Genomic DNA, 20,441 nt, shown 5'->3' with positions numbered 1-20,441 from the left:
CTAAGACTGGTAAAAGCTGTTTGAACTCTAAACTCTAAATAGGCTCGCAACCTTGATATTCTATCGGAGCTTTGCAGCTTGGCGGAGAGAGGCCGTTACGTGGGCTAGCCTCAAGTGCTTTCTCTTTTATGGTGTCCTCTTCCCGCCTATCAGTCTTTATCTTAATACAACAAAGATAATAAGACTGATATTTTCCTGATAAGATGCGGAGGTAATTATTCGTCTCGCTTGACTTTTTTAAAATAAATTTCCGACCTCTTATCTATTAACTGCAAACTTAGAGCTTAACTTTATATATAAACACAGCTCCAGGGAACAGAGTTGACTAGAAGATAAACATTATGAAAGCAACTTGTTCTAAAAGTAAGACGACTGTCTCGACCGGTTTCTGTTCTTCGTTTGTTACTGTCTTTAGTGAAATTCTTATTCTGTTTATTTCCATTCCTGTTTTTTTCAAGACACACAATCACTATCTTACAAATTACATGCCAACATATTTTTCTGAGACCTTCCTCCATGATAGCCAATAATAGCGGTTCCTCTCACCATACAGAAAAAGACCTTTGGTTACAAGTTCTCGCTTTGGCAAAGGAAATACAGGACTGTAAGTCTTATCTGTATCCTAAGACCTTGGAATCTATATATGATAATATTGTAAGAATAGAAAAATTGTTGGATATTTTATTGATTATCACTCGTGGAAGTGACAAATAAACATTATTATTCCGCCTTATGCGACAATTTGTCCAATGCAGTAAAAATGTCGCATCATTAAACTATCGTTAAAAGTTTCATTTTTATAGATTACCTCTATGAAATGGAATTTTTATATACCAAGAAACGTACGCAATCAGTTATGTAACCTTAATGTTCAGAATAATGATAGATAAACGAATAGAAAGTACCATGAATGAATTGATCAACGCAGAAATATGGTCAACCAACTTATACCTGTCTTTACAGGTTTATTTTGAAAGTGAACAACTCCCGATACTGAGCTCCTGGCTAAATACCCAGGCTCAGGATAATATGAACAAAGTCTATCAAATGATGAGCTGGATATATCATAATGGAGGATGCGTTGCAATTAATGAGATAAAACGGGATGTGCAAAAATGGCAAGCTCCAGTAAGTGCCTTAAACGAATTGATTGAACATGAACGATATATGTCCCGCCTAGTCTCCATACTCCTCATACTATGCCGAAACGTGGATGCGTCCTCTAATTCTTTCATCAACAGGCTGTATTCAGACCGAATATATCTAAGTACGGCCCTTTTGGAATTATTACGTATTCTTGCCCAAGAAAATGTGCGGAGACTACCTTATTTCTAACAGTATGTCCCTCCATTTAACATCTCATAATATTAAAGATTATATAACCTTGTATGGTCTACTTTTTGCAACATAATAAACAATAATAAAATAGATCATGAATATTTTATTAATAGGATAACCCGGTTTTATCGACATTTTGGGACAAGTTTATGCTTGTTTCAAGATAAGAGAGAATATTAAATTATTATTAACTCTAAAAATTTAAATCATTATGAGTGAGAAATTACAAAATGCTTTGAATGAACAAATCACAGCAGAATTATGGTCTGCCAACTTGTATCTGTCTATGTCTTTCTATCTAAAAAAAGAAGGTTTTTCAGGTATGGCCAACTGGATGCGGAAACAATCTGCAAAAGAAGTGGGACATGCGTGCACCATTGCCGAGTATATGGTTAAACGTGAGGCGACACCGAAAGTAGACAAAGTGGATGTAGTTCCACAAGGATGGGGAAATTCTTTGGAAGTTTTTGAACATGCCTTGGAACATGAAAAGCATATCTCCAAGTTGATTGACGAATTGGTATACTTAGCTTCAGAAGAAAAGGATAATGCCACACAGGATTTTCTGTGGAAATTTGTCCGGGAACAAGTAGAGGAAGAAGCCGGTGTACAGAATATTGTAAACCTGTTAAAGAAAGCCGGAGATAGTGGTATCCTTTTCATAGATGCTAAATTGGATGGATGCAAATAATAAACCTGAATAGTTAAAAGATAAATGATATGAGCAAAACAGTAGATATATTAGGTGGGCAGGCTGAATACTACCTAAACCATACATGCAAGACAATAGATAAACAACTGATTCATATTCCGGGTCCGGATATAGTAGATAAGGTATGGATAAATTCGGACAGAAACATTCGGACATTGGAGAGTTTGCAAACTTTATATGGACATGGACGTTTAGCGAATACCGGCTATGTATCCATCCTACCTGTAGACCAGGGTATAGAGCATTCTGCTGGGGCATCTTTCGCTCCCAATCCACTTTATTTTGATCCGGAGAACATCGTAAAATTGGCTATTGAAGGAGGATGTAATGCCGTAGCATCTACATTCGGCGTATTAGGCGCCGTAGCACGGAAATACGCCCATAAAATTCCATTCATCGTCAAATTGAATCATAACGAACTGCTTACTTATCCGAATAGCTATGACCAAGTAATGTTCGGTACAATAAAAGAAGCATGGAATATGGGCGCCATAGCAGTTGGAGCCACTATTTATTTCGGTTCGGAGCAAAGTCGCCGCCAAATAGTGGAAGTATCGCAAGCTTTTGAATATGCTCATGAACTGGGAATGGCTACCATTTTATGGTGTTATTTGAGAAACAGCGGTTTTAAGAAAGACGGAACCGACTATCACGCTGCAGCCGACCTGACAGGCCAAGCCAACCATATCGGAGTAACGATCAAGGCTGACATCGTAAAACAAAAACTTCCGTCCAATAATGGTGGCTTCAAAGCCATCGGCTTCGGAAAAACAAATGAGCGCATGTATACAGAGCTGACAACTGACCACCCGATAGACCTTTGCCGTTATCAGGTAGCTAACGGCTATATGGGACGCGTCGGACTAATCAACTCGGGTGGTGAATCTCATGGAGAATCCGACCTGCATGATGCTGTTGTTACAGCAGTAGTGAACAAACGTGCTGGCGGTATGGGGTTGATTAGTGGTCGGAAAGCCTTCCAAAAACCAATGAAAGATGGGGTCCAGCTATTGAGCACCATACAGGATGTATATTTGGATTCTTCAATAACCATTGCATAAAGACAGGTCGTCCATGAAAAGAATAGTATTATTACGTCATGGTGAGAGCCTATGGAACCAAGAAAACCGCTTCACCGGGTGGACAGATGTTGATTTAAGTGAAAAAGGCGTTGTAGAAGCCCGCAAAGCAGGCGATACATTACGAGAAGCCGGATTTTCTTTTGAGATTGCCTACACTTCTTACTTAAAACGTGCTATAAAAACGCTGGACTACGTTCTGGACCGCCTGAATGAGAGCTGGATTCCCGTCGAAAAGACATGGAGGTTGAATGAGAAACATTACGGCATACTTCAGGGACTTAACAAAAGTGAGACGGCTGCCCAATATGGTGAAGAACAAGTACACACCTGGCGGAGAAGTTATGATATAGCTCCTGCAGCATTGGGAGAGGACGATTCGCGCAATCCGAGTAAAGACATACGTTATGCAGATGTCCCGGATATGGAACTTCCACGTACGGAATCCTTGAAAGATGCCATTGAGCGTGTAATGCCTTATTGGAAATGCATCATCTTTCCCACATTGACATGTAAGGATAACCTGCTGGTAGTTGCCCATGGCAACAGCCTGCGTGGAATCATCAAGCATCTCAAGGAAATATCCGATACAGACATTTCCAACCTGAACCTGCCTACAGCAGTTCCTTACGTTTTTGAATTCGACAACCGGCTGGCTCTTGTCAAAGACTATTTTCTCGGTGATCCGGAAGAGATACGTAAACGGACGGAAGCTGTAGCAAAACAAGGAATGACTAAACAATAAAAGTTCTGTCAAGCAGCCAGACATATTTTCTAAACTTTAATTATTAACTAAAAAAGGAGGTAAAAATGGTACCTACAAAAATGAACCAGAATTGGTTACCAAGTATTTTTAATGATTTCTTTAACAATGAGTGGATGATGAAGGCAAATGCAACAGCCCCCGCTATTAATGTAATTGAAAATGAAAAGGACTATAAAATCCAATTGGCAGCTCCGGGAATGACAAAAAATGACTTCACCGTTAATGTGGATGAAAACAACAATCTAGTAATCTGCATGGAAAAGAAGGAAGAGAAGAATGAGGAGAAAAAAGACAAAAAATACCTACGCCGTGAATTCTCTTATTCCAAATTCCAACAAAGTATCATACTGCCGGACAATGTTGAAAAAGATAAGATTACAGCCAAGGTAGAACATGGGATTCTGTCTATAGATATTCCCAAAACAGTGGACAAAGAAGTTCAGAAGATAACCAGAACTATTGATATCAAATAAGATATCTTAGCTAAACTTTACCCAAGGCGTTCCTTATATTTAGGGGGATGCCTTGATATAAACCTTTGAACCTCAAATCACTATAATGAAAACATTCAATTTTGATGAAGCATTAATAGCTCTGCAAAGTGATCTGCTAGGTTTTGCATATAAATTGACAGCTGACAAACACGATGCTGAGGATTTATTGCAGGAAACAATGTTGAAAGCTCTGGATAATAAGGATAAATTTGATCCTGGAACAAATTTTAAAGGCTGGATGTATATCATTATGCGTAACGCTTTTATAAATAACTACCGGATAAAAAAAAGCCAGGGAGACTTATATATATTATCCGAACCCGACTATCATTTCCTGCTAAGAGATGACTCTTTTGCTTTCATAGACAATAGTCAAGATGCCAAGGAGATAAGGGCAGCCCTTAAAACACTACCTAAAGAACATTACAACGCTTTTATGTTGTATATATCCGGATTCAAATATCGGGAAATAGCTCAAGAAACAGGAGTGTCGCTAGGTACAATAAAAAGCCGTATCTTTCATAGTAGGAAAAAATTAAAGCAGTTACTTTCTGATTTTGTCTAATAATTGTATAAAAATGAATTATGAATAACAAGTATATTGGAATCCTGACTTCCGGAGGGGATGCGTCAGGAATGAATGCAGCGATCCGCGCCGTAACCCGTACCGCCATCTTCAACGGCTTTAAAATAAAGGGAATTTATAGGGGATACGAAGGACTGATTGCCGGTGAAGTAAAGGAACTCACAACAGAAGACGTGAGCAGTATTATTCAAAGGGGAGGTACTATACTGAAAACAGCGCGTTCCGAAGCTTTTACCACTCCGGAAGGACGTAAGAAAGCCTATGAAGTTATACAAAAAGAAAATATCAGTGCACTGATTATTATCGGTGGAGACGGTTCTCTGACGGGAGCCCGTATCTTTGCCGAAGAGTATAACGTGACATGTATAGGACTACCCGGTACGATTGACAATGATTTATATGGTACTGATTTCACCATAGGATACGACACGGCATTAAATACAATTGTTGAATGTGTAGATAAAATAAGAGACACCGCAACCTCACACGACCGCATTTTCTTTGTCGAGGTGATGGGACGTGATGCGGGCTTCCTGGCCCAGAACAGTGCGATTGCTTCAGGGGCTGAAGCTGCCATTATTCCGGAGGACAAAACGGATGTGGACCAGCTGGAGACATTTATCGGACGTGGATTCAGAAAAACAAAAAACAGCAGTATCGTCATTGTGACCGAAAGTCCCCAAAATAAAAATGGAGGTGCCATGTACTATGCCGACCGGGTAAAAAAGGAATATCCTGAATATGATGTAAGAGTTTCCATTCTGGGACATCTGCAACGCGGTGGGGCTCCAAGTGCCAACGACCGTATACTGGCAAGCCGATTAGGAGAAGCAGCCATCCAGGCTCTGATGGAAGACCAACAGAATGTGATGATAGGCATACGGAACAATGAAATTGTCTATGTTCCTTTTGCACAAGCAATCAAAAATGACAAGCCTATTGACAAAAGCCTGATTCGGGTACTTAACGAGCTGTCCATATAAAGTTATTAATTCACCACTGCTTGGAAAGACACTCCGGGAGGCAGACATACCGGACTGTATCATCATCGGGAAACTACAAAGTTTTATCCGGTATGGATAATGCCCTATTATAAAATAAACAAGGAAATATAAACTATTTAATGTACAATGTTATGGAATATCCAAGTTATAATGTAAACACTCCTCAATGGAGGGAAATTACAGTCGGTTCACATCTTCCCATGGAATTGGGAAAACTTGCGGAAATAGCACGTAATCTATGGTGGACATGGAATGATGACGCCAAAAGTATGTATTGCGACCTAGATCCGGAGCTTTGGGAAGAAACGGAGCAAAATCCGATATTGTTCCTGGAGCGGATGAATTATGAGAAGCTGGTAACACTGGCACATGATGAGTTTTTTATCCGCAAGATGAATACCGTCTATACTGCTTTCAAGGAATACATTAATGTAGTTCCAGATCATAAACGTCCGTCAGTAGCCTATTTCAGTATGGAATACGGCTTAGACAAGGTCCTCAAAATATATTCCGGTGGTCTTGGAATACTTGCGGGCGATTACCTGAAAGAGGCATCAGACAGCAACGTTGACCTTTGTGCCGTAGGACTGTTGTACCGTTATGGCTACTTTGACCAGTCTCTTTCCATGGACGGGCAGCAGATTGCCAATTATGAAGCACAGAATTTCGGACAGCTCCCAATCGAAAAAGTGATGCAACCAGATGGAAAACAGCTGGTAATCCACATTCCCTACGCCGACAGCTTTATTGTACATGCCAATGTCTGGAGAGTCAATGTAGGAAGAATCCCCCTTTATCTACTGGACACGGACAATGAACTCAATAGCGAGTTTGACCGTCCAATTACCCACCATCTGTATGGCGGTGACTGGGAGAACCGGCTGAAACAGGAGATTTTACTCGGTATAGGCGGCATGATGACACTGAAAGCTTTGGGTATAGAAAAAGACGTATATCACTGCAATGAAGGCCATGCCGCATTAATCAACATTCAGCGGTTATGTGATTATATAGCCGGTGGTCTGGATTTCGGCCAAGCGATGGAATTAGTACGCGCTTCTTCTCTTTATACCGTACATACACCTGCACCCGCCGGCCATGATTATTTTGACGAGGGACTTTTCAACAAATACATGAAAGGGTATCCCGACAAACTGGGCATAACCTGGAATAACCTGATGGATCTCGGACGCCATAATCCGGGAGACAAAGGAGAACGTTTCTGTATGTCTGTATTCGCCTGTAAAACCAGCCAGGAAGTAAACGGAGTCAGCCTGTTGCATAAAACTGTGTCACAGGAAATGTTCGCTCCTATCTGGAAAGGCTACTTCCCGGAAGAGAATCATGTGGGCTATGTGACTAATGGCGTACATTTCCCTACTTGGTGCGCCACCGAATGGGAAAAGCTTTTCAAAGACAATTTTGATGAGAGCTTTATTCATGACCAGTCCAATCAAAAAATCTGGGAAGCTGTCTACGACATTCCGGACGAAGAAATATGGAATACCCGCCTGAAACTAAAAACCAAACTGATAGATTATATCAAAAGAAAATGCAGCAAAGACTGGCTTAGAAGCCAGATCGATCCGTCATTAACCATTTCCATTTTTGAGAAGTTTAACCCGAATGCCCTTCTGATTGGTTTCGGACGACGTTTTGCTACATATAAAAGGGCGCATCTTTTGTTTACCGATATCGACCGCCTGGCTAAAATAGTGAACAATCCGAAATATCCGGTACAATTCATCTTTACAGGGAAGGCTCATCCCAGTGACGGTGCCGGCCAGGGACTAATCAGGCAGATTGTGGAAATATCCCGGCGTCCTGAATTCCTAGGTAAAATCATATTTCTTGAAAACTATGATATGGATCTGGCAAGACATCTTATCGCAGGGGTGGATATCTGGCTGAACACTCCCACACGTCTGGCCGAAGCCTCAGGCACATCAGGGGAAAAGGCACTGATGAACGGTGTACTTAATTTCTCAGTGTTGGATGGTTGGTGGTATGAAGGCTATTGTAAGGATGCAGGATGGGCGCTGACCGACAAAAGTATCTACCAGAATGAACAATATCAGAACCAGCTGGACGCCGAAGCAATTTACTATCTATTGGAGCATGACATTCTTCCTGCATATTATGAACATGGAGATAAGGAGTATTCGGAAAACTGGATTAAGTACATCAAGAATTCAATCGCACAAATAGCTCCCCGTTTTACCATGAAAAGGCAACTGGACGATTACTATGAGAAATTCTATATCAAACTGTCGGAGCATTTCCACATTCTCTCTGCTGACAATAATGCAAAAGCCAAAATGATATCTGACTGGAAAACCGCTGTCCGAAACAGGTGGGATTCCATTGAAATCAAATCCATAAAAGCCGGAAACGGGTTGGATGCGACAATCGAAGCCGGAAAGGAATATGAAGTAACAGTTGTTGTCGATGAGAAAGGTCTGGATGATGCAATTGGAATTGAATTGGTCATTATTCAGCATGAAAGTGGTCAAGATCATATCTATGAAGTCATACCTCTTCCACTAGTTTCCAAAGACGGGAATCTATATACCTTCAAGGGGACATCTCAAATTTTTAATGCCGGAAGTTTCAAACAGGCTTTCCGCATGTATCCCAAAAATAATCTATTACCACATAGACAAGATTTTTGTTACGTCCGATGGTTTTAAAAAAAAAGGGAGGTGTGTCATAATGAATAATAAAACGCAAATTATCGCAGAAATAATTTCATAAATCGTTGATTAATATATAAATATAATTGAAATAATCTGCGATAATTTGCGTTAATCTGCGTTTTGACACACTCCGCTTTTATACATGACAAGTTTCAAAGGTTATTCAATAAAAGATAAAGAACAATGAAACCGAACATTATTCTTATGAATTTCACTCATGTCTATGAGCAGGAAAGATTTATAAACGACATCCATTTCCAGTGGATAGATTGTACCGACCTAAACGGAACCAACTGCTACTGTGATGCAGAAGCAGCCAAAGTCATTAGACAAAGAATGGCCCCCTACTTACCTGAAGGAATACATTTCATTGATTCCGGTAACTATCATTATATCAGTAAATTTTGGACGGATAAAATAAAGACCCCATTCTCACTAGTTGTCTTTGATCATCATCCAGATATGCAACCTTCCTTATTTGACAATCTAATGTCATGCGGATGTTGGGTGAAAAAAGTATTGGATACAAATCCTTATCTTCAAAAAGTATGTATCGTCGGTGCTGCTGAAAAGTTGATCAAAGCACTGCATCCCAATTATGGAGAAAAATTAAAGTTTTATAGCGAAACAGAACTTTCTCACGAAGAAGGATGGAACAGATTCTCTCATGAACATCTGAATGAGCCTGTCTATATATCAGTGGACAAAGATGTATTGGACATAAAATCAGCAGTAACCAATTGGGATCAGGGTTCCCTATCACTGACCGAATTGGAGAAACTCCTCTCCATCATTCTAAAAAAAGAAGAAATTATCGGAGTAGATATCTGCGGTGAATGTTCCAGTTCTTTGGATGTTTTCCAAAAAAACAGAGAACTTTCAATTAACAGTAAGGCCAATAAGGAACTATTAAATCTATTCCTGTCCAATCAAAACGAGATTCATCCCCTATAAGTAAATCATTAACATAGTCATGAATATTATGCTTAGCACAATAATTAGTGAATTGACCGTACATGATAATTCCACATCTCTTTACACTTTTCTAATTCTCCATCTCTTAATATTGCTATTTTCAATAGAAGGTTGTACTTTTGTCATCATTTTATCAGTCAATCTTTTATACAAATGGTCTTTATACACAATTTATTACTTATTCTGGGACGTGGAATAGGACAAGTGATGTTTCAGAATAATGCGTTATCCGGATTATTCATGCTAATTGGAATATTTCTAAACTCATGGCAAATGGGAATACTAGCAGTCTGCGGTAATATAATAAGTACACTGACAGCCCATTTTTCGGGATATAAGTATGATGATATTAAAAATGGATTATACGGATTTAATGGAACTTTAGTAGGTATAGCAGTTGGCGTATTTCTACAATTATCGGTAGGAAGTTTAATCATGTTGATTATCGCTTCGGCCCTTTCCACATGGATTGCCTATTTTTTTAATCAGCAACGTTTAATTCCTGGCTTTACTGCTCCTTTCATTCTTGCTGTATGGGGAATGTTGGGAGTTTGCAGCTGGCTTATACCAGATTTACTATCAGTTTCCTATACGGTTATTGATACCACACAGAATATTAATTATTTCCAAGCCTTCTGCTTAGGTATAGGGCAAGTCATGTTTCAGGGAAATACAATTCTATCCGGATTATGTTTCCTTATAGGCATTTTGATTAATTCTCGAAAGGCAAGTCTCTATACTATCTTGGGAGCACTTCTTCCTATTCCCCTAGCCATTTTACTTGAAGTGGATGCTACAGACTTAAATGCCGGATTAATGGGCTATAATGGGGTATTATGTGCAATAGCTTTAGGAGGAACGGGCTGGAAAAGTGGCGTATGGGCAGGATGCTCTGTCTTACTGTCCACCGTATTACAGATTCTAGGAATGAGTTTGGGTATCACTACCTTAACCGCTCCCTTTGTTATATCTGTATGGATCATACTAATGATACAAAAAGTAATAAGAACGCAGAATAACTAAATTAGTCTTCAAATAAAAGTTTGTGATATTTTTTTTCAAAGAAAAAGATAAAAGATATCATCTTGTCACCCGAAATATTTGCTTTTGTATTATGAATACTACACCATAATGCAGTAAACTTAAAAATAGCATCCAAACTCCTTGAATTAAAAAGAGTTTGGATACCTCAACATTTACAGTAAAAAATATTATTTATAAAGTCTCAATCAGATCTTAGTTATGCTTACAACATAAAGGTGATAACTACCCATATAAACAACAGACAGAAGTGTATCACATAATTATGATAACATCATCTCATATCTTTTCACCCACAATCAGCAGCAATTTTTCATTTTCCCCTCTTAAAAACTTAATTTCTTCTTTCAACCAATCTATTTCCTTATTTTTTGAAGAAATCAATTCAGCTATCATTGCATCAGGAGTATAATTACGACTGATAAAATTCAATATCTTGGAGATATTTATTTCTTCTCTTTTTTTAAAGTTTCAAATTGCTCCTTTTGTTTATCCAACAGCTTTTCGAAAATCTCAATTACCTGTTCAACAGGAAAACTATTAAAGGTCTGATTATTACCTGTATTACTGACAGCACTTTTAACACCGCAATTCTCGTAGAAGTTATTCGTATTATACAAGATTGTCTCTTCATTAAAATTCTTCAGGCCATCTACAGTAACGCCTAATGCTGAAGCAATCTCGCCTAATCGTTCATCGTCAAACTTCTCTGTTTGTTCTATTTTTGAAACAGCCTGTTTCGTTATACCTAACAGATCACCGAGTTCCGCTTGAGTCATTCCCCGAAGCCGACGCACCCGTTCAATTTTTCTTCCCAGATGAATCGTATTTGTGTACTTTTCCGTTTCCATATTCCAGTCTGTTGATTATTTGCCCTGCTTTATGCACTCTCTTAGAATCTCTATTTTCTCCTGTTCACTTTTCAACAAGCGCTCATACAGTTCAACCACCTTTTCAAGAGGATTAATCTGTTGCGTATGAGCTGCATAAACAGTTGCTGTTGCTCCCGGAGAAATCGTGGCATCTTTATAGTTATTAATATTACAAATGGCTTTTTCAACATCAAAATCCTTGATGACATCAGTAGATATTCCCAAGACTTCAGCTATTTTTGTCAACAGTCCGTCTTCTATCTCATCTTGTTTCTCTATTTTCGAAATCTCCTGTTGACTAACACCCAGATCAGAAGCCAACGCTTCCTGTTTCATACCCAGATACACACGGATTCTTTGCAGATTGCGACCGACATGCCTTTGATTCACCTTGTCTTTTACTTTAATATCCATATCATTGTTGCTTTAGTAAATACATTGAGACAAAGATAATGAAAATAAAATTCGCAACTACATATCACCCTTTGAAAAAGACAGCTTTCTATCTGTTTCTCTTTTGAATATAACCTAATTAGATCTATTTTATCCCGGTCTTTATCATTTTTATCTACTTCTAAAACTTTACTACTGTAAAGTTTACGACGGGTAAAGATTTAATCAACAACAATATTACCTTATAAAATCAAATATACAACAGGTAGTAAGAAACAACTCTGTCCTGATAAAAGTCAACTTTATTTTTTTCAATCCCCAGTTCTATATGCATAATTTTGCCCTGTCAGTTTTTTTACTGACATGAATCGTGGCGCCACATTCAAAACAGTAACAGAATAATGTTCAATTGGCATTGACATTCTGAACAATCATCATTTAACCAATAAAATCTAATAGCCTATGGGGTAAGTAAAGTCATTACAGTCGAAACATAGCTTTAAATCATCCTGAAATTTAGCTATCCAAAAACAAATTAGTAAACATACAATTAAACAAAAAGCATGAAATCATTTTCTGATAAAACAAACATAGGGGAGAATAATCCCCTAAAGACTGCTTATAGAATGAATTTTTACCTATTATTCCTATTAATAGGTTCATTATCGATACTTGGATCAACACGAGCTTATTGCCAACAGAGCAGAACGATCTCGGGTATAGTGAAAAACTCTCAAGGAGAGACGATTATCGGAGCGAATATCGTTGAAAAAGGTACCAGCAACGGGACGATTACGAATGTAGACGGACTGTTCACACTGCGCGTAGCGCCCAATGCAGTATTAAAGGTATCTTATATGGGATACACGGAGCAGGAAGTCAATACACGCAACAAGAACAAGCTGGAAATCATACTGACGGAAAATGCCAGACTGATTGATGAAGTAGTGGTGGTAGGATACGGATCGGTCAAAAAACGGGATTTGACGGGGGCGGTAACCTCCGTCAAAAGTGCAGAAGTACTGGCCGCTCCTACCAATAATGTGATGGAAGCCCTTCAAGGCAAGATACCCGGAATGGATATCACCAAAACTTCGGGACAGGTAGGAGGTGATGTCACTATCCTGTTACGTGGTTCACGATCTATTTATGGTAGCAATGAACCATTGTTTATTATCGATGGAATCCCCGGCAGTTATAGCCAAGTCAGCCCGTCGGACATCGAGAGTGTAGATGTGTTGAAAGATGCTTCTTCCACCGCCATTTATGGTTCCGCAGGAGCAAACGGCGTTGTCATCATCACCACCAAAAGAGGAAAAGAGGGAAAAGCGACCGTAAACTTCGATGCTTATTACGGATTCAGCGGTTCACCCAACTACAGACATGGGATGACGCGGGATGAATGGGTCACCTACCAGCAAGAAGCCTATAAATATAAAAACGGTGACTATCCTACCGATATGTCCGCTCTACTGGGGAAACAGGATTTTATAGATGCATACAACGACGGCAAATGGATAGACTGGATAGATGAAGTGTCGGGCAACACGGCTACCACACAGAAATACAGTCTTTCGGTCAGCAGTGGCACTGAAAAGACAAAATTATTTGCTTCGACTTCCTACAACCGGGAGGAAGGTTTACTTAATAACGAGAATCTGAACAGATATTCGTTACGCCTCAATCTGGATCAGCAGATATTTTCATGGGCAAAGGTGGGCTTTACCTCCAATTTAGTCTACCGGGACTTGAACTCCGGCGTGAAAAACACATTCACCAAATCTCTCTCCGCCATCCCGCTGGGTGATGCTTATACCGAAAAAGGGGAGATCAATCACGAATACATCACAGGACAATATTCCCCGATGAGTGATTTTATAGAGAACCAGTATGTAGACAACACACGTTCTACCTACCTGAATATGAGCGGCTATGTCGAACTAACTCCCGTCAAAGACCTGACTTTTACCAGTCGTGTCAATGGTACGTTGAACCACTCACGCCGCGGGCAATACTGGGGAGAGAAGTGCAATGCCAACCGTCCGTCTTATGCAGGTTCACCGCATGCTTCCATCACCAACAACAATGCCTGGAATTACACTTGGGAAAATATTCTCGCATACAACACAACCATCGCCAAAGACCATAATCTGGGAGGTTCACTGATTACTTCCTGGAATAAGAACCAGTCGGAAAGTAGCATGGCTGCCGCCAGCGGTCAGATGGTAGATCAATGGTCTTTCTGGCGACTGACATCGGGCACTTCCCAACATGTAGAATCCGACTTCGCACAGACGCAGAAAATGTCTTTTGCCTTCCGTCTGAACTATTCATACAAAGGCAAATACCTATTTAATTTCTCTACGCGGTGGGACGGTGTTTCACAATTCTCCACCGGACATAAATGGGATGCTTTCCCCGCAGGCGCACTGGCGTGGAGAATATCAGACGAGGCATTTATGGAAAAGACACGTAGTTGGCTAGACAACCTGAAGTTGAGAGTGAGCTACGGCATCACGGGTAACTCGGGAGGAACCACCGCATACAGCACCACAACACAAGCATACGTATATACCGCTTCGGGAATTTCCATTAATGGGAAGATTGTTCCTTTCACGCAATACTCCGGTACTTACGGTAGTTCCGATCTCGGCTGGGAGAAGTCATACAACTGGAATGTGGGGTTGGATTTCGGCATCCTGAACGGTCGCATTGACGGATCAGTAGAATGGTTCAAGACAACCACCAAAGGATTATTATTCAAACGTACATTGCCCATCACCAGCGGTCTGACCGGATGGGGATCGCCTCTGGCCATCTGGCAGAACATCGCCCAGACCAGTAACCAAGGTGTGGAAGCAACGATCACTTCGCACAACATACGGCATAAAGATTTCACCTGGAACACCACTTTATCCGTCACCTGGAACAAGGAACAAATAGACGATCTGCCTGACGGTGATCTGATCGCCGAAAACCTGTTTGTCGGTGAACCGATTAAAGCTATTTACGGATATAAATATACCGGAATCTGGGGAACCGATACTCCACAGGAAACATTGGATGCCTACGGCGTAAAACCCGGCTTCATCAAGATAGAAACCTTAGACCAGAAAGGTGATGGAGGTATGCATAAATACAGTACGGAAGACCGGCAAATTCTAGGACATTCCAATCCGGACTGGATCATCGGATTCAGCAATTCCTTCACCTACAAGAATTTTGATTTATCCGTCTTTGCCATGGCGCGTTACGGACAGACAATCAACAGTGACCTGCTCGGTTATTATACCGCCGAACAGAGCGTAACCAAGAATCAACTGGCAGGCGTAGACTACTGGACAGAGGATAATCAAGGAGCCTATTTCCCCCGTCCCGGAACGGGAGACGAACAAAAAACCGTATATCCTTCATTAAGAGTGCGCGACGGCTCCTTCATTAAGATTAAAAATATCACGCTGGGATATACACTACCCGTCAATATTTCCCGCAAAGTTTTAATGGAGAAATGCCGTATTTATGCCACAGCCTACAATCCGTTCATCTTTGTAAAAGATAAGCAGTTGAAAGATACTGATCCCGAAACCAACGGTTCGGATGCATTTCCTACCTACCGGCAATTTGTTTTTGGCGTTAATTTGACATTCTAACAAAAGATTATAATCATGAAAAGGATATATATAAAATTCATATTTTGCAGTGTGCTGTTCTCGGCCTTATCTCTACATTCCTGCACCTTGGAGGAATACAACCCGGGCGCATTTACCAAAGAGGCTTTGGCTACTTCCATCGATGGATATGAAACCCTGATTAACCAGTGTTATTTTGCTATGGAAAGGTTTTACTACGGTTCTGCGGACTGGATGTCACTGACTGAAGGCGACACCGATCTTTGGACGTATAAAGCCAACGAATCAACAAGTTACACACAGTGGTTCTGGTTTTTCGCAGGAACATCACCCAATACGACTTACACCAATAATTGGTGGAACGGGACATACGACGGTGTGGGAGCCTGTAACGAAGCTATCGCATTAGGAGACAAACCTCCTTACACCACGGAAGAGGAGCGGAATGCCAAGATTGCGGAAGCCCGTTTTCTTAGAGCTGTCTATTATTTCAATGCTGTGGAACAATTCGGAGCAGTGACGATGCTCACAGAACCGATAACAGCGGAAACACTGACTTACTCACCCACCCGTACCGATCCGATGACTATCTACCAGGAAGTAATCCTGCCCGATTTAAGATTCGCATCCGAATGGTTGCCAACAGGTACGCATGCAACTACTACCACCCCGACGAAGAAAGCCGCTCTCGGTTTTCTGGCTAAAGCCTGCTTGCAGACGTACGAATATGGAAGCACCGAATATTTGCAGGAAGCTCTGGATACAGCCAAGAAATTGATTACCGATTGCGAAACTGGCGGTGGAAAATACAATACGTATATGTATCCATCGTATAGCGAAGTGTTTAAAGAGAGCAATAACTGGGAAAACAAGGAAGCTCTCTGGAAACATCGCTGGTATGCAGGAGCAGACGGTCACGGATCAAGCAACGGAAACTACAAGTTGAACCGCAACGACGAATACTTCTTATGCAATATCAATAAATTCGGTGCACGTGAAGACAATCAGGAAACACGCCTTACTTGGGAAGGCTCAATTACCGGTATCTTTATGCCCACACAGCATTTATTGAGTTTATATGTACAGAAAGACGGAACATTGGACCCCAGATTTCATGAATCGTTCACTACAGAGTGGAACGCGAACAAGAATTACACGTGGGATGAAAGTGCCGTCCACATGTATGACAAGGAAGAAACCGTCATTGGCAAAGCTCTGAATAAAGGTGATTTAGCCATTAAATTCATCATGCCGCAGGACATCGATTATGCGACAGAGAAACAAAAAGAACACATTTCTGATTATTTGCTAATTGATTATCATCATGTATATAGTGATGACAATAATAATGTGAACATGAATTATGCTTATACAAACGTCACTGGCAATTACAAAAATGACGGCACAAATGAGAACCAATTCCGCTACTATTATCCATCACTGAATAAGCATAACAGCAGCAATTATTATGTAGCCAATGCTTCCAAACAGAGAAACGGTAATCTGAATGCAACGTTTATCATGCGCATGGCAGAAGTTTATTTGATTGCGGCAGAAGCTGATATTTACCTGAATGGTGGTGCGAATGCAGCCGGTTATATCAACAAGGTTCGTGAACGTGCCGGAGCAAATCCGCTTACAGGGAGTATTACGGTGCGTGATATCTTAGATGAAAGAGGCCGTGAACTTTGCGGAGAATATTGCCGCTTCTACGACTTGAAACGGACAGGAATGTTTAAGAACTCGGAGTATCTGGAGAATACTCATCCGGACTTAGCACAATTCTTTCACCCGAATTATGCATTACGTCCCATTTCAACTACATTTACTGCAACAATCACCAATGGCAGCGAGTATCAAAATCCGGGATATTAAGTAGGAATTTCAATATGTACAGGTATTATGGAATCAATCTTGGCACCTGTACATTAATTATATATTAAGAAATGCTCCCTATCTCGTTTTGAGATGGGGAACATACTTTTCAAATATGAGAAAAACAAGATATAGATTAATTATATCGAAAACTGTTTGCTAGTCAGAATAAAGTCTCTACCTTTACAAAGGATAACCATGTCACTTATTAGTGGCTATTTAAAACCGCTTATGCCTGTTGAAAATGAAAACAGCTATCATATATTATTCAAAACATGGAACTACCGAGCGAGTAACACACCTTATCGGAGAAAAGTTGACTAATAAAGTTGACTACATCTCATTAAAAGAGTGTCCGAGACCTGATATTCGAACTTACGATCGAATAATTCTCGGAACAGCCATTTATGCGGGCTCTCCAAACCGAAAAATTACTCAATTCTGTCACAATAATCAACTGTTATTAGAGCAAAAAGTAATAGGGTTATTCATCTGTTGTATGAACGAAGAGCAAGAAGCGGAAGAAATGAATAAGGCTTTCCCGGAGTTCTTGCAGAGATTATCGATTCCCAAAGCCATTTTAGGTGGCGAGTTTCAGTTTGACAAAATGAATTTCATCGAAAGATTTTTGACGAAGAAAATAGCGAAAGTAAATTCTTCCGTTTCGAAGCTGAGATATGATGCTATAAATGAGTTTACAAGTCAGATAAAAGATAATCATTTATGGTAACTTCTTGAGTTATCTATTGAGCAACTTTGTATTCAAATAATAAATAGAATGGCCGTATAAGAAAACTTCTTTCAAAAGAAGTTTTCTTATCTATTTAAGACAATACCTATAATCGCAATCTTTTACTTTTACGAATCCATTACTTAACAATGTTCTTATGGATAAAACATTAGCCTCATCAGGGTCAGCCAATATCTCTTTCCCTCCTATTTCGGCAATTTCCCCGATCAGCTTCTTTACAATAATCTTCCCGATGCCCTTACCCAAATATTCCTCTTCGCCTATGAGATAACCTATTTCAAAGACTGTCTCTTTCTCATCGACAGTTTTTCCGTAATGTTCCGGTATATATTCTTTTTCAAAATAACAATCCAAGTATAAACAAAAGCCAATGGCTTTATCATTATAATAAACAATGAAATGTTTCATATAATGATATTGGGTATTTCTATTATTTACCTCATCCAACCAAGCCATTTTATGTTCTTCTCCGTCAGGGCAGAACCATTTATAAATATATTCTTTAGCCAACCATTTACTGAAAATGTCTACATCCTTATCACGCAAAGGCTTTATTGTGATCTTATCATTCTTAATATCCATACTTTTTTGTGGTGAGACGCCAGCCTCTTTTATAAACTCCATAAATCCAACTATCTGAAATACAAAGATATAATTTTCAATACAATAAAGAAGAACTAAAGGATATTTATAAAGCAACTCATGTCCACAGATATCACAACAAGAAAACGAATGACCAAGTATAAAGAATCTAAAACAAACACAAATGTCGAAATCATACGTTGGGAATCGTACATGATTACTTATATTTGCGTTATCGAGCAACTTATTAAGAACCGGATGATATGTTAAAACGGATTAAATTTCAAATTCTGTAGAAGTGTACATCCCAATAAAATACTAAAAAGGCAAGAACATGAAACTTTGGAAATATAGTGGAACACTTTTAACAGCAACAGGAGTCATTCATACCATTTATGCGTTATTTCTTGGAAAAGAAGCTTTTACGGAAATGCTTAACAATGGATTAATAGACTCTATTGGAGAAAATCATAACCTGGGCTTTGCTTTCTGGTTCCTAATCTGCGGAATAATACTTATTCTTTGGGGAGAGACACTTCAATACTATATCAGAAAAGAACAAAAACCGGCACCTTTATTTTTAGGTTACTTCATTCTACTGTTCACCATAATCGGTTGCATAGTCGAACCAATATCCGGTTTCTGGCTTTTCTTACCGCAAGCACTTATTATTATTTATTCAAACATGAAAAAGCAGTGAGAAGCATCATCCATAGCGAACTCAAAACCGAGTGCAGTGCTTAAATGCAACTTATTAAAATCCCATAGCATCTTTCACTAAAACCATTTCTTTATGAGAGGTCAACTTCTCTAATAAAAGCAATGCAACCCCGTATGATGTTTGAGGACAATAAGAAGTTATGATATTATCATCCACCACGATGGGAGAATTTACGATAGTTGCTCCAAATCCCTGAAGCACTTTCTGTTTATGAGCACCTCTAAGATGATAAGTTGTTGCTTTCCGACCGTTCAACACTCCACTTTTCCCAACAGGCAAAGCTCCCACGCAGACTGTTGCGATCCATTTCTTTTGTGAGTCAAACAGTCGTATCAATTCCAGAAGTTGTTCATTATATGCCTCCTCATAGAATCCGAATTCTTCAAATCCGCCGGGTATCGCAAGCGCGTCATATTCATCTGCAGACACTTCATCCATGACTTTATCCACCAAAACAGGAACATTGAAAGAACTAATCACTTTTTGATTCAAGCCACAGGTCACAACATCTATTTTACAATCAAAATCCGTCTTTGCCCATCCCATAACATCTATAAAAGCACTAAACTCAATCGTTTCAAACCCTTTAGCAAGGAATACCAATAATTTCATAATCAAATTAGTTAGGGATATTCAGTAAATGTTCCTCTTTCTAAAAAATCAAGAGAAAAGCTTTGCTTTACGTGAGCTTTTCTCTTGATTTTTTCGTTCAACTCTCCCAGTCTTCTATCTTTTTTGTAGAATATTGTTTACATATTCTTATTTTTTCCTTCCCACCCATGCATTATGTACATGTCTTTTTTAGGGGAAGTTAAAACCTCTCCTGTTTTTCCTGTTATTTTAGTTAGATTATGCTGCCTTTCTTTTTTTCTTTTCGACCTTTTCTATCATACATACCGCATTGGCTGTATGTATCCCAAAGAAAAT

The 20,441-nt window shown here is 39.6% G+C and carries 19 protein-coding genes; 15 read left to right on the top strand and 4 right to left on the bottom strand.

What is annotated here, in order from left to right:
- The first annotated feature begins 516 nt into the window (after positions 1-516).
- The 11 genes from HMPREF0106_RS06355 to HMPREF0106_RS06405 all read left to right on the top strand — a co-directional run bounded on the left by HMPREF0106_RS06355 (position 517) and on the right by HMPREF0106_RS06405 (position 10,673).
- Complete coding sequence (locus tag HMPREF0106_RS06355) at positions 517-714, top strand: hypothetical protein (protein ID WP_004306485.1); 198 nt, start codon at positions 517-519, stop codon at positions 712-714.
- A 192-nt stretch (positions 715-906) separates the two neighbouring features.
- Entirely contained in the window at positions 907-1,335 is a 429-nt protein-coding gene (locus tag HMPREF0106_RS06360) for a ferritin-like domain-containing protein (protein WP_032851559.1), read from the top strand.
- Between the two features lie 214 nt (positions 1,336-1,549).
- A complete protein-coding gene (locus tag HMPREF0106_RS06365) occupies positions 1,550-2,029 on the top strand; it encodes a ferritin (protein ID WP_004309108.1) in 480 nt (159 codons plus the stop codon).
- A 29-nt stretch (positions 2,030-2,058) separates the two neighbouring features.
- Positions 2,059-3,111 carry a class I fructose-bisphosphate aldolase gene (locus tag HMPREF0106_RS06370; protein WP_004309107.1) on the top strand — a complete coding sequence of 351 codons (1,053 nt, stop codon included), beginning with the start codon at positions 2,059-2,061 and terminating at the stop codon, positions 3,109-3,111.
- Between the two features lie 13 nt (positions 3,112-3,124).
- On the top strand, positions 3,125-3,874 hold the full coding sequence (gpmA, locus tag HMPREF0106_RS06375; RefSeq protein WP_009040662.1) for a 2,3-diphosphoglycerate-dependent phosphoglycerate mutase: 750 nt from the start codon (positions 3,125-3,127) through the stop codon (positions 3,872-3,874).
- A gap of 65 nt (positions 3,875-3,939) precedes the next feature.
- Positions 3,940-4,368 (top strand): Hsp20/alpha crystallin family protein, encoded by a 429-nt coding sequence (locus tag HMPREF0106_RS06380; RefSeq protein ID WP_004309103.1) that lies wholly within the window; start codon positions 3,940-3,942, stop codon positions 4,366-4,368.
- Positions 4,369-4,453: 85 nt separating this feature from the next.
- Complete coding sequence (locus HMPREF0106_RS06385) at positions 4,454-4,954, top strand: RNA polymerase sigma factor (protein WP_008650022.1); 501 nt, start codon at positions 4,454-4,456, stop codon at positions 4,952-4,954.
- A 20-nt stretch (positions 4,955-4,974) separates the two neighbouring features.
- Positions 4,975-5,958 (top strand): 6-phosphofructokinase, encoded by a 984-nt coding sequence (gene pfkA / locus HMPREF0106_RS06390; RefSeq protein ID WP_008777393.1) that lies wholly within the window; start codon positions 4,975-4,977, stop codon positions 5,956-5,958.
- A 152-nt stretch (positions 5,959-6,110) separates the two neighbouring features.
- Positions 6,111-8,669 (top strand): alpha-glucan family phosphorylase, encoded by a 2,559-nt coding sequence (glgP, locus tag HMPREF0106_RS06395; RefSeq protein ID WP_009040661.1) that lies wholly within the window; start codon positions 6,111-6,113, stop codon positions 8,667-8,669.
- Positions 8,670-8,858: 189 nt separating this feature from the next.
- The gene (locus tag HMPREF0106_RS06400; RefSeq protein ID WP_004306464.1) at positions 8,859-9,629 is read left to right on the top strand and encodes an arginase family protein; all 771 of its coding nucleotides are present in this window, start codon (positions 8,859-8,861) and stop codon (positions 9,627-9,629) included.
- 174 nt (positions 9,630-9,803) lie between these two features.
- Entirely contained in the window at positions 9,804-10,673 is an 870-nt protein-coding gene (locus HMPREF0106_RS06405) for an urea transporter (protein WP_008650018.1), read from the top strand.
- 464 nt (positions 10,674-11,137) lie between these two features.
- Here HMPREF0106_RS06405 and HMPREF0106_RS06410 read toward each other — a convergent pair whose 3' ends face one another.
- Together HMPREF0106_RS06410 and HMPREF0106_RS06415 are read right to left on the bottom strand one after the other, a co-directional pair.
- Positions 11,138-11,542, bottom strand: coding sequence for a helix-turn-helix domain-containing protein (locus HMPREF0106_RS06410; protein WP_004299170.1), 405 nt, complete (start codon positions 11,540-11,542; stop codon positions 11,138-11,140).
- A gap of 15 nt (positions 11,543-11,557) precedes the next feature.
- Complete coding sequence (locus tag HMPREF0106_RS06415) at positions 11,558-11,977, bottom strand: helix-turn-helix domain-containing protein (RefSeq protein WP_004299169.1); 420 nt, start codon at positions 11,975-11,977, stop codon at positions 11,558-11,560.
- A gap of 542 nt (positions 11,978-12,519) precedes the next feature.
- On the opposite strand from HMPREF0106_RS06415, the gene HMPREF0106_RS06420 reads away from it, so the two are divergent.
- The 3 genes from HMPREF0106_RS06420 to HMPREF0106_RS06430 all read left to right on the top strand — a co-directional run bounded on the left by HMPREF0106_RS06420 (position 12,520) and on the right by HMPREF0106_RS06430 (position 18,190).
- Positions 12,520-15,606: a SusC/RagA family TonB-linked outer membrane protein gene (locus HMPREF0106_RS06420; protein WP_009040658.1), complete on the top strand. Its 3,087-nt coding sequence runs from the start codon at positions 12,520-12,522 to the stop codon at positions 15,604-15,606.
- 15 nt (positions 15,607-15,621) lie between these two features.
- Positions 15,622-17,460, top strand: coding sequence for a RagB/SusD family nutrient uptake outer membrane protein (locus HMPREF0106_RS06425; protein ID WP_004315230.1), 1,839 nt, complete (start codon positions 15,622-15,624; stop codon positions 17,458-17,460).
- Positions 17,461-17,704: 244 nt separating this feature from the next.
- The gene (locus HMPREF0106_RS06430) at positions 17,705-18,190 is read left to right on the top strand and encodes a flavodoxin domain-containing protein (RefSeq protein ID WP_004306452.1); all 486 of its coding nucleotides are present in this window, start codon (positions 17,705-17,707) and stop codon (positions 18,188-18,190) included.
- A 90-nt stretch (positions 18,191-18,280) separates the two neighbouring features.
- On the opposite strand, the gene HMPREF0106_RS06435 is transcribed toward HMPREF0106_RS06430, so the two are convergent.
- Positions 18,281-18,793, bottom strand: a complete 513-nt coding sequence (locus HMPREF0106_RS06435) for a GNAT family N-acetyltransferase (RefSeq protein ID WP_004309086.1) — start codon at positions 18,791-18,793, stop codon at positions 18,281-18,283.
- A 334-nt stretch (positions 18,794-19,127) separates the two neighbouring features.
- On the opposite strand from HMPREF0106_RS06435, the gene HMPREF0106_RS06440 reads away from it, so the two are divergent.
- Positions 19,128-19,493, top strand: coding sequence for a DUF6463 family protein (locus tag HMPREF0106_RS06440; protein ID WP_004309084.1), 366 nt, complete (start codon positions 19,128-19,130; stop codon positions 19,491-19,493).
- A gap of 54 nt (positions 19,494-19,547) precedes the next feature.
- Here the strand turns inward: HMPREF0106_RS06440 and HMPREF0106_RS06445 are convergent, their stop codons facing one another.
- Positions 19,548-20,126, bottom strand: a complete 579-nt coding sequence (locus HMPREF0106_RS06445) for a DJ-1/PfpI family protein (protein ID WP_004306443.1) — start codon at positions 20,124-20,126, stop codon at positions 19,548-19,550.
- Positions 20,127-20,441 lie beyond the last annotated feature (315 nt).

Source organism: Bacteroides sp. D22, from assembly GCF_000163675.1.
Classification (GTDB): domain Bacteria; phylum Bacteroidota; class Bacteroidia; order Bacteroidales; family Bacteroidaceae; genus Bacteroides; species Bacteroides xylanisolvens.
This window is presented reverse-complemented; position numbering and strand designations above follow the sequence as displayed.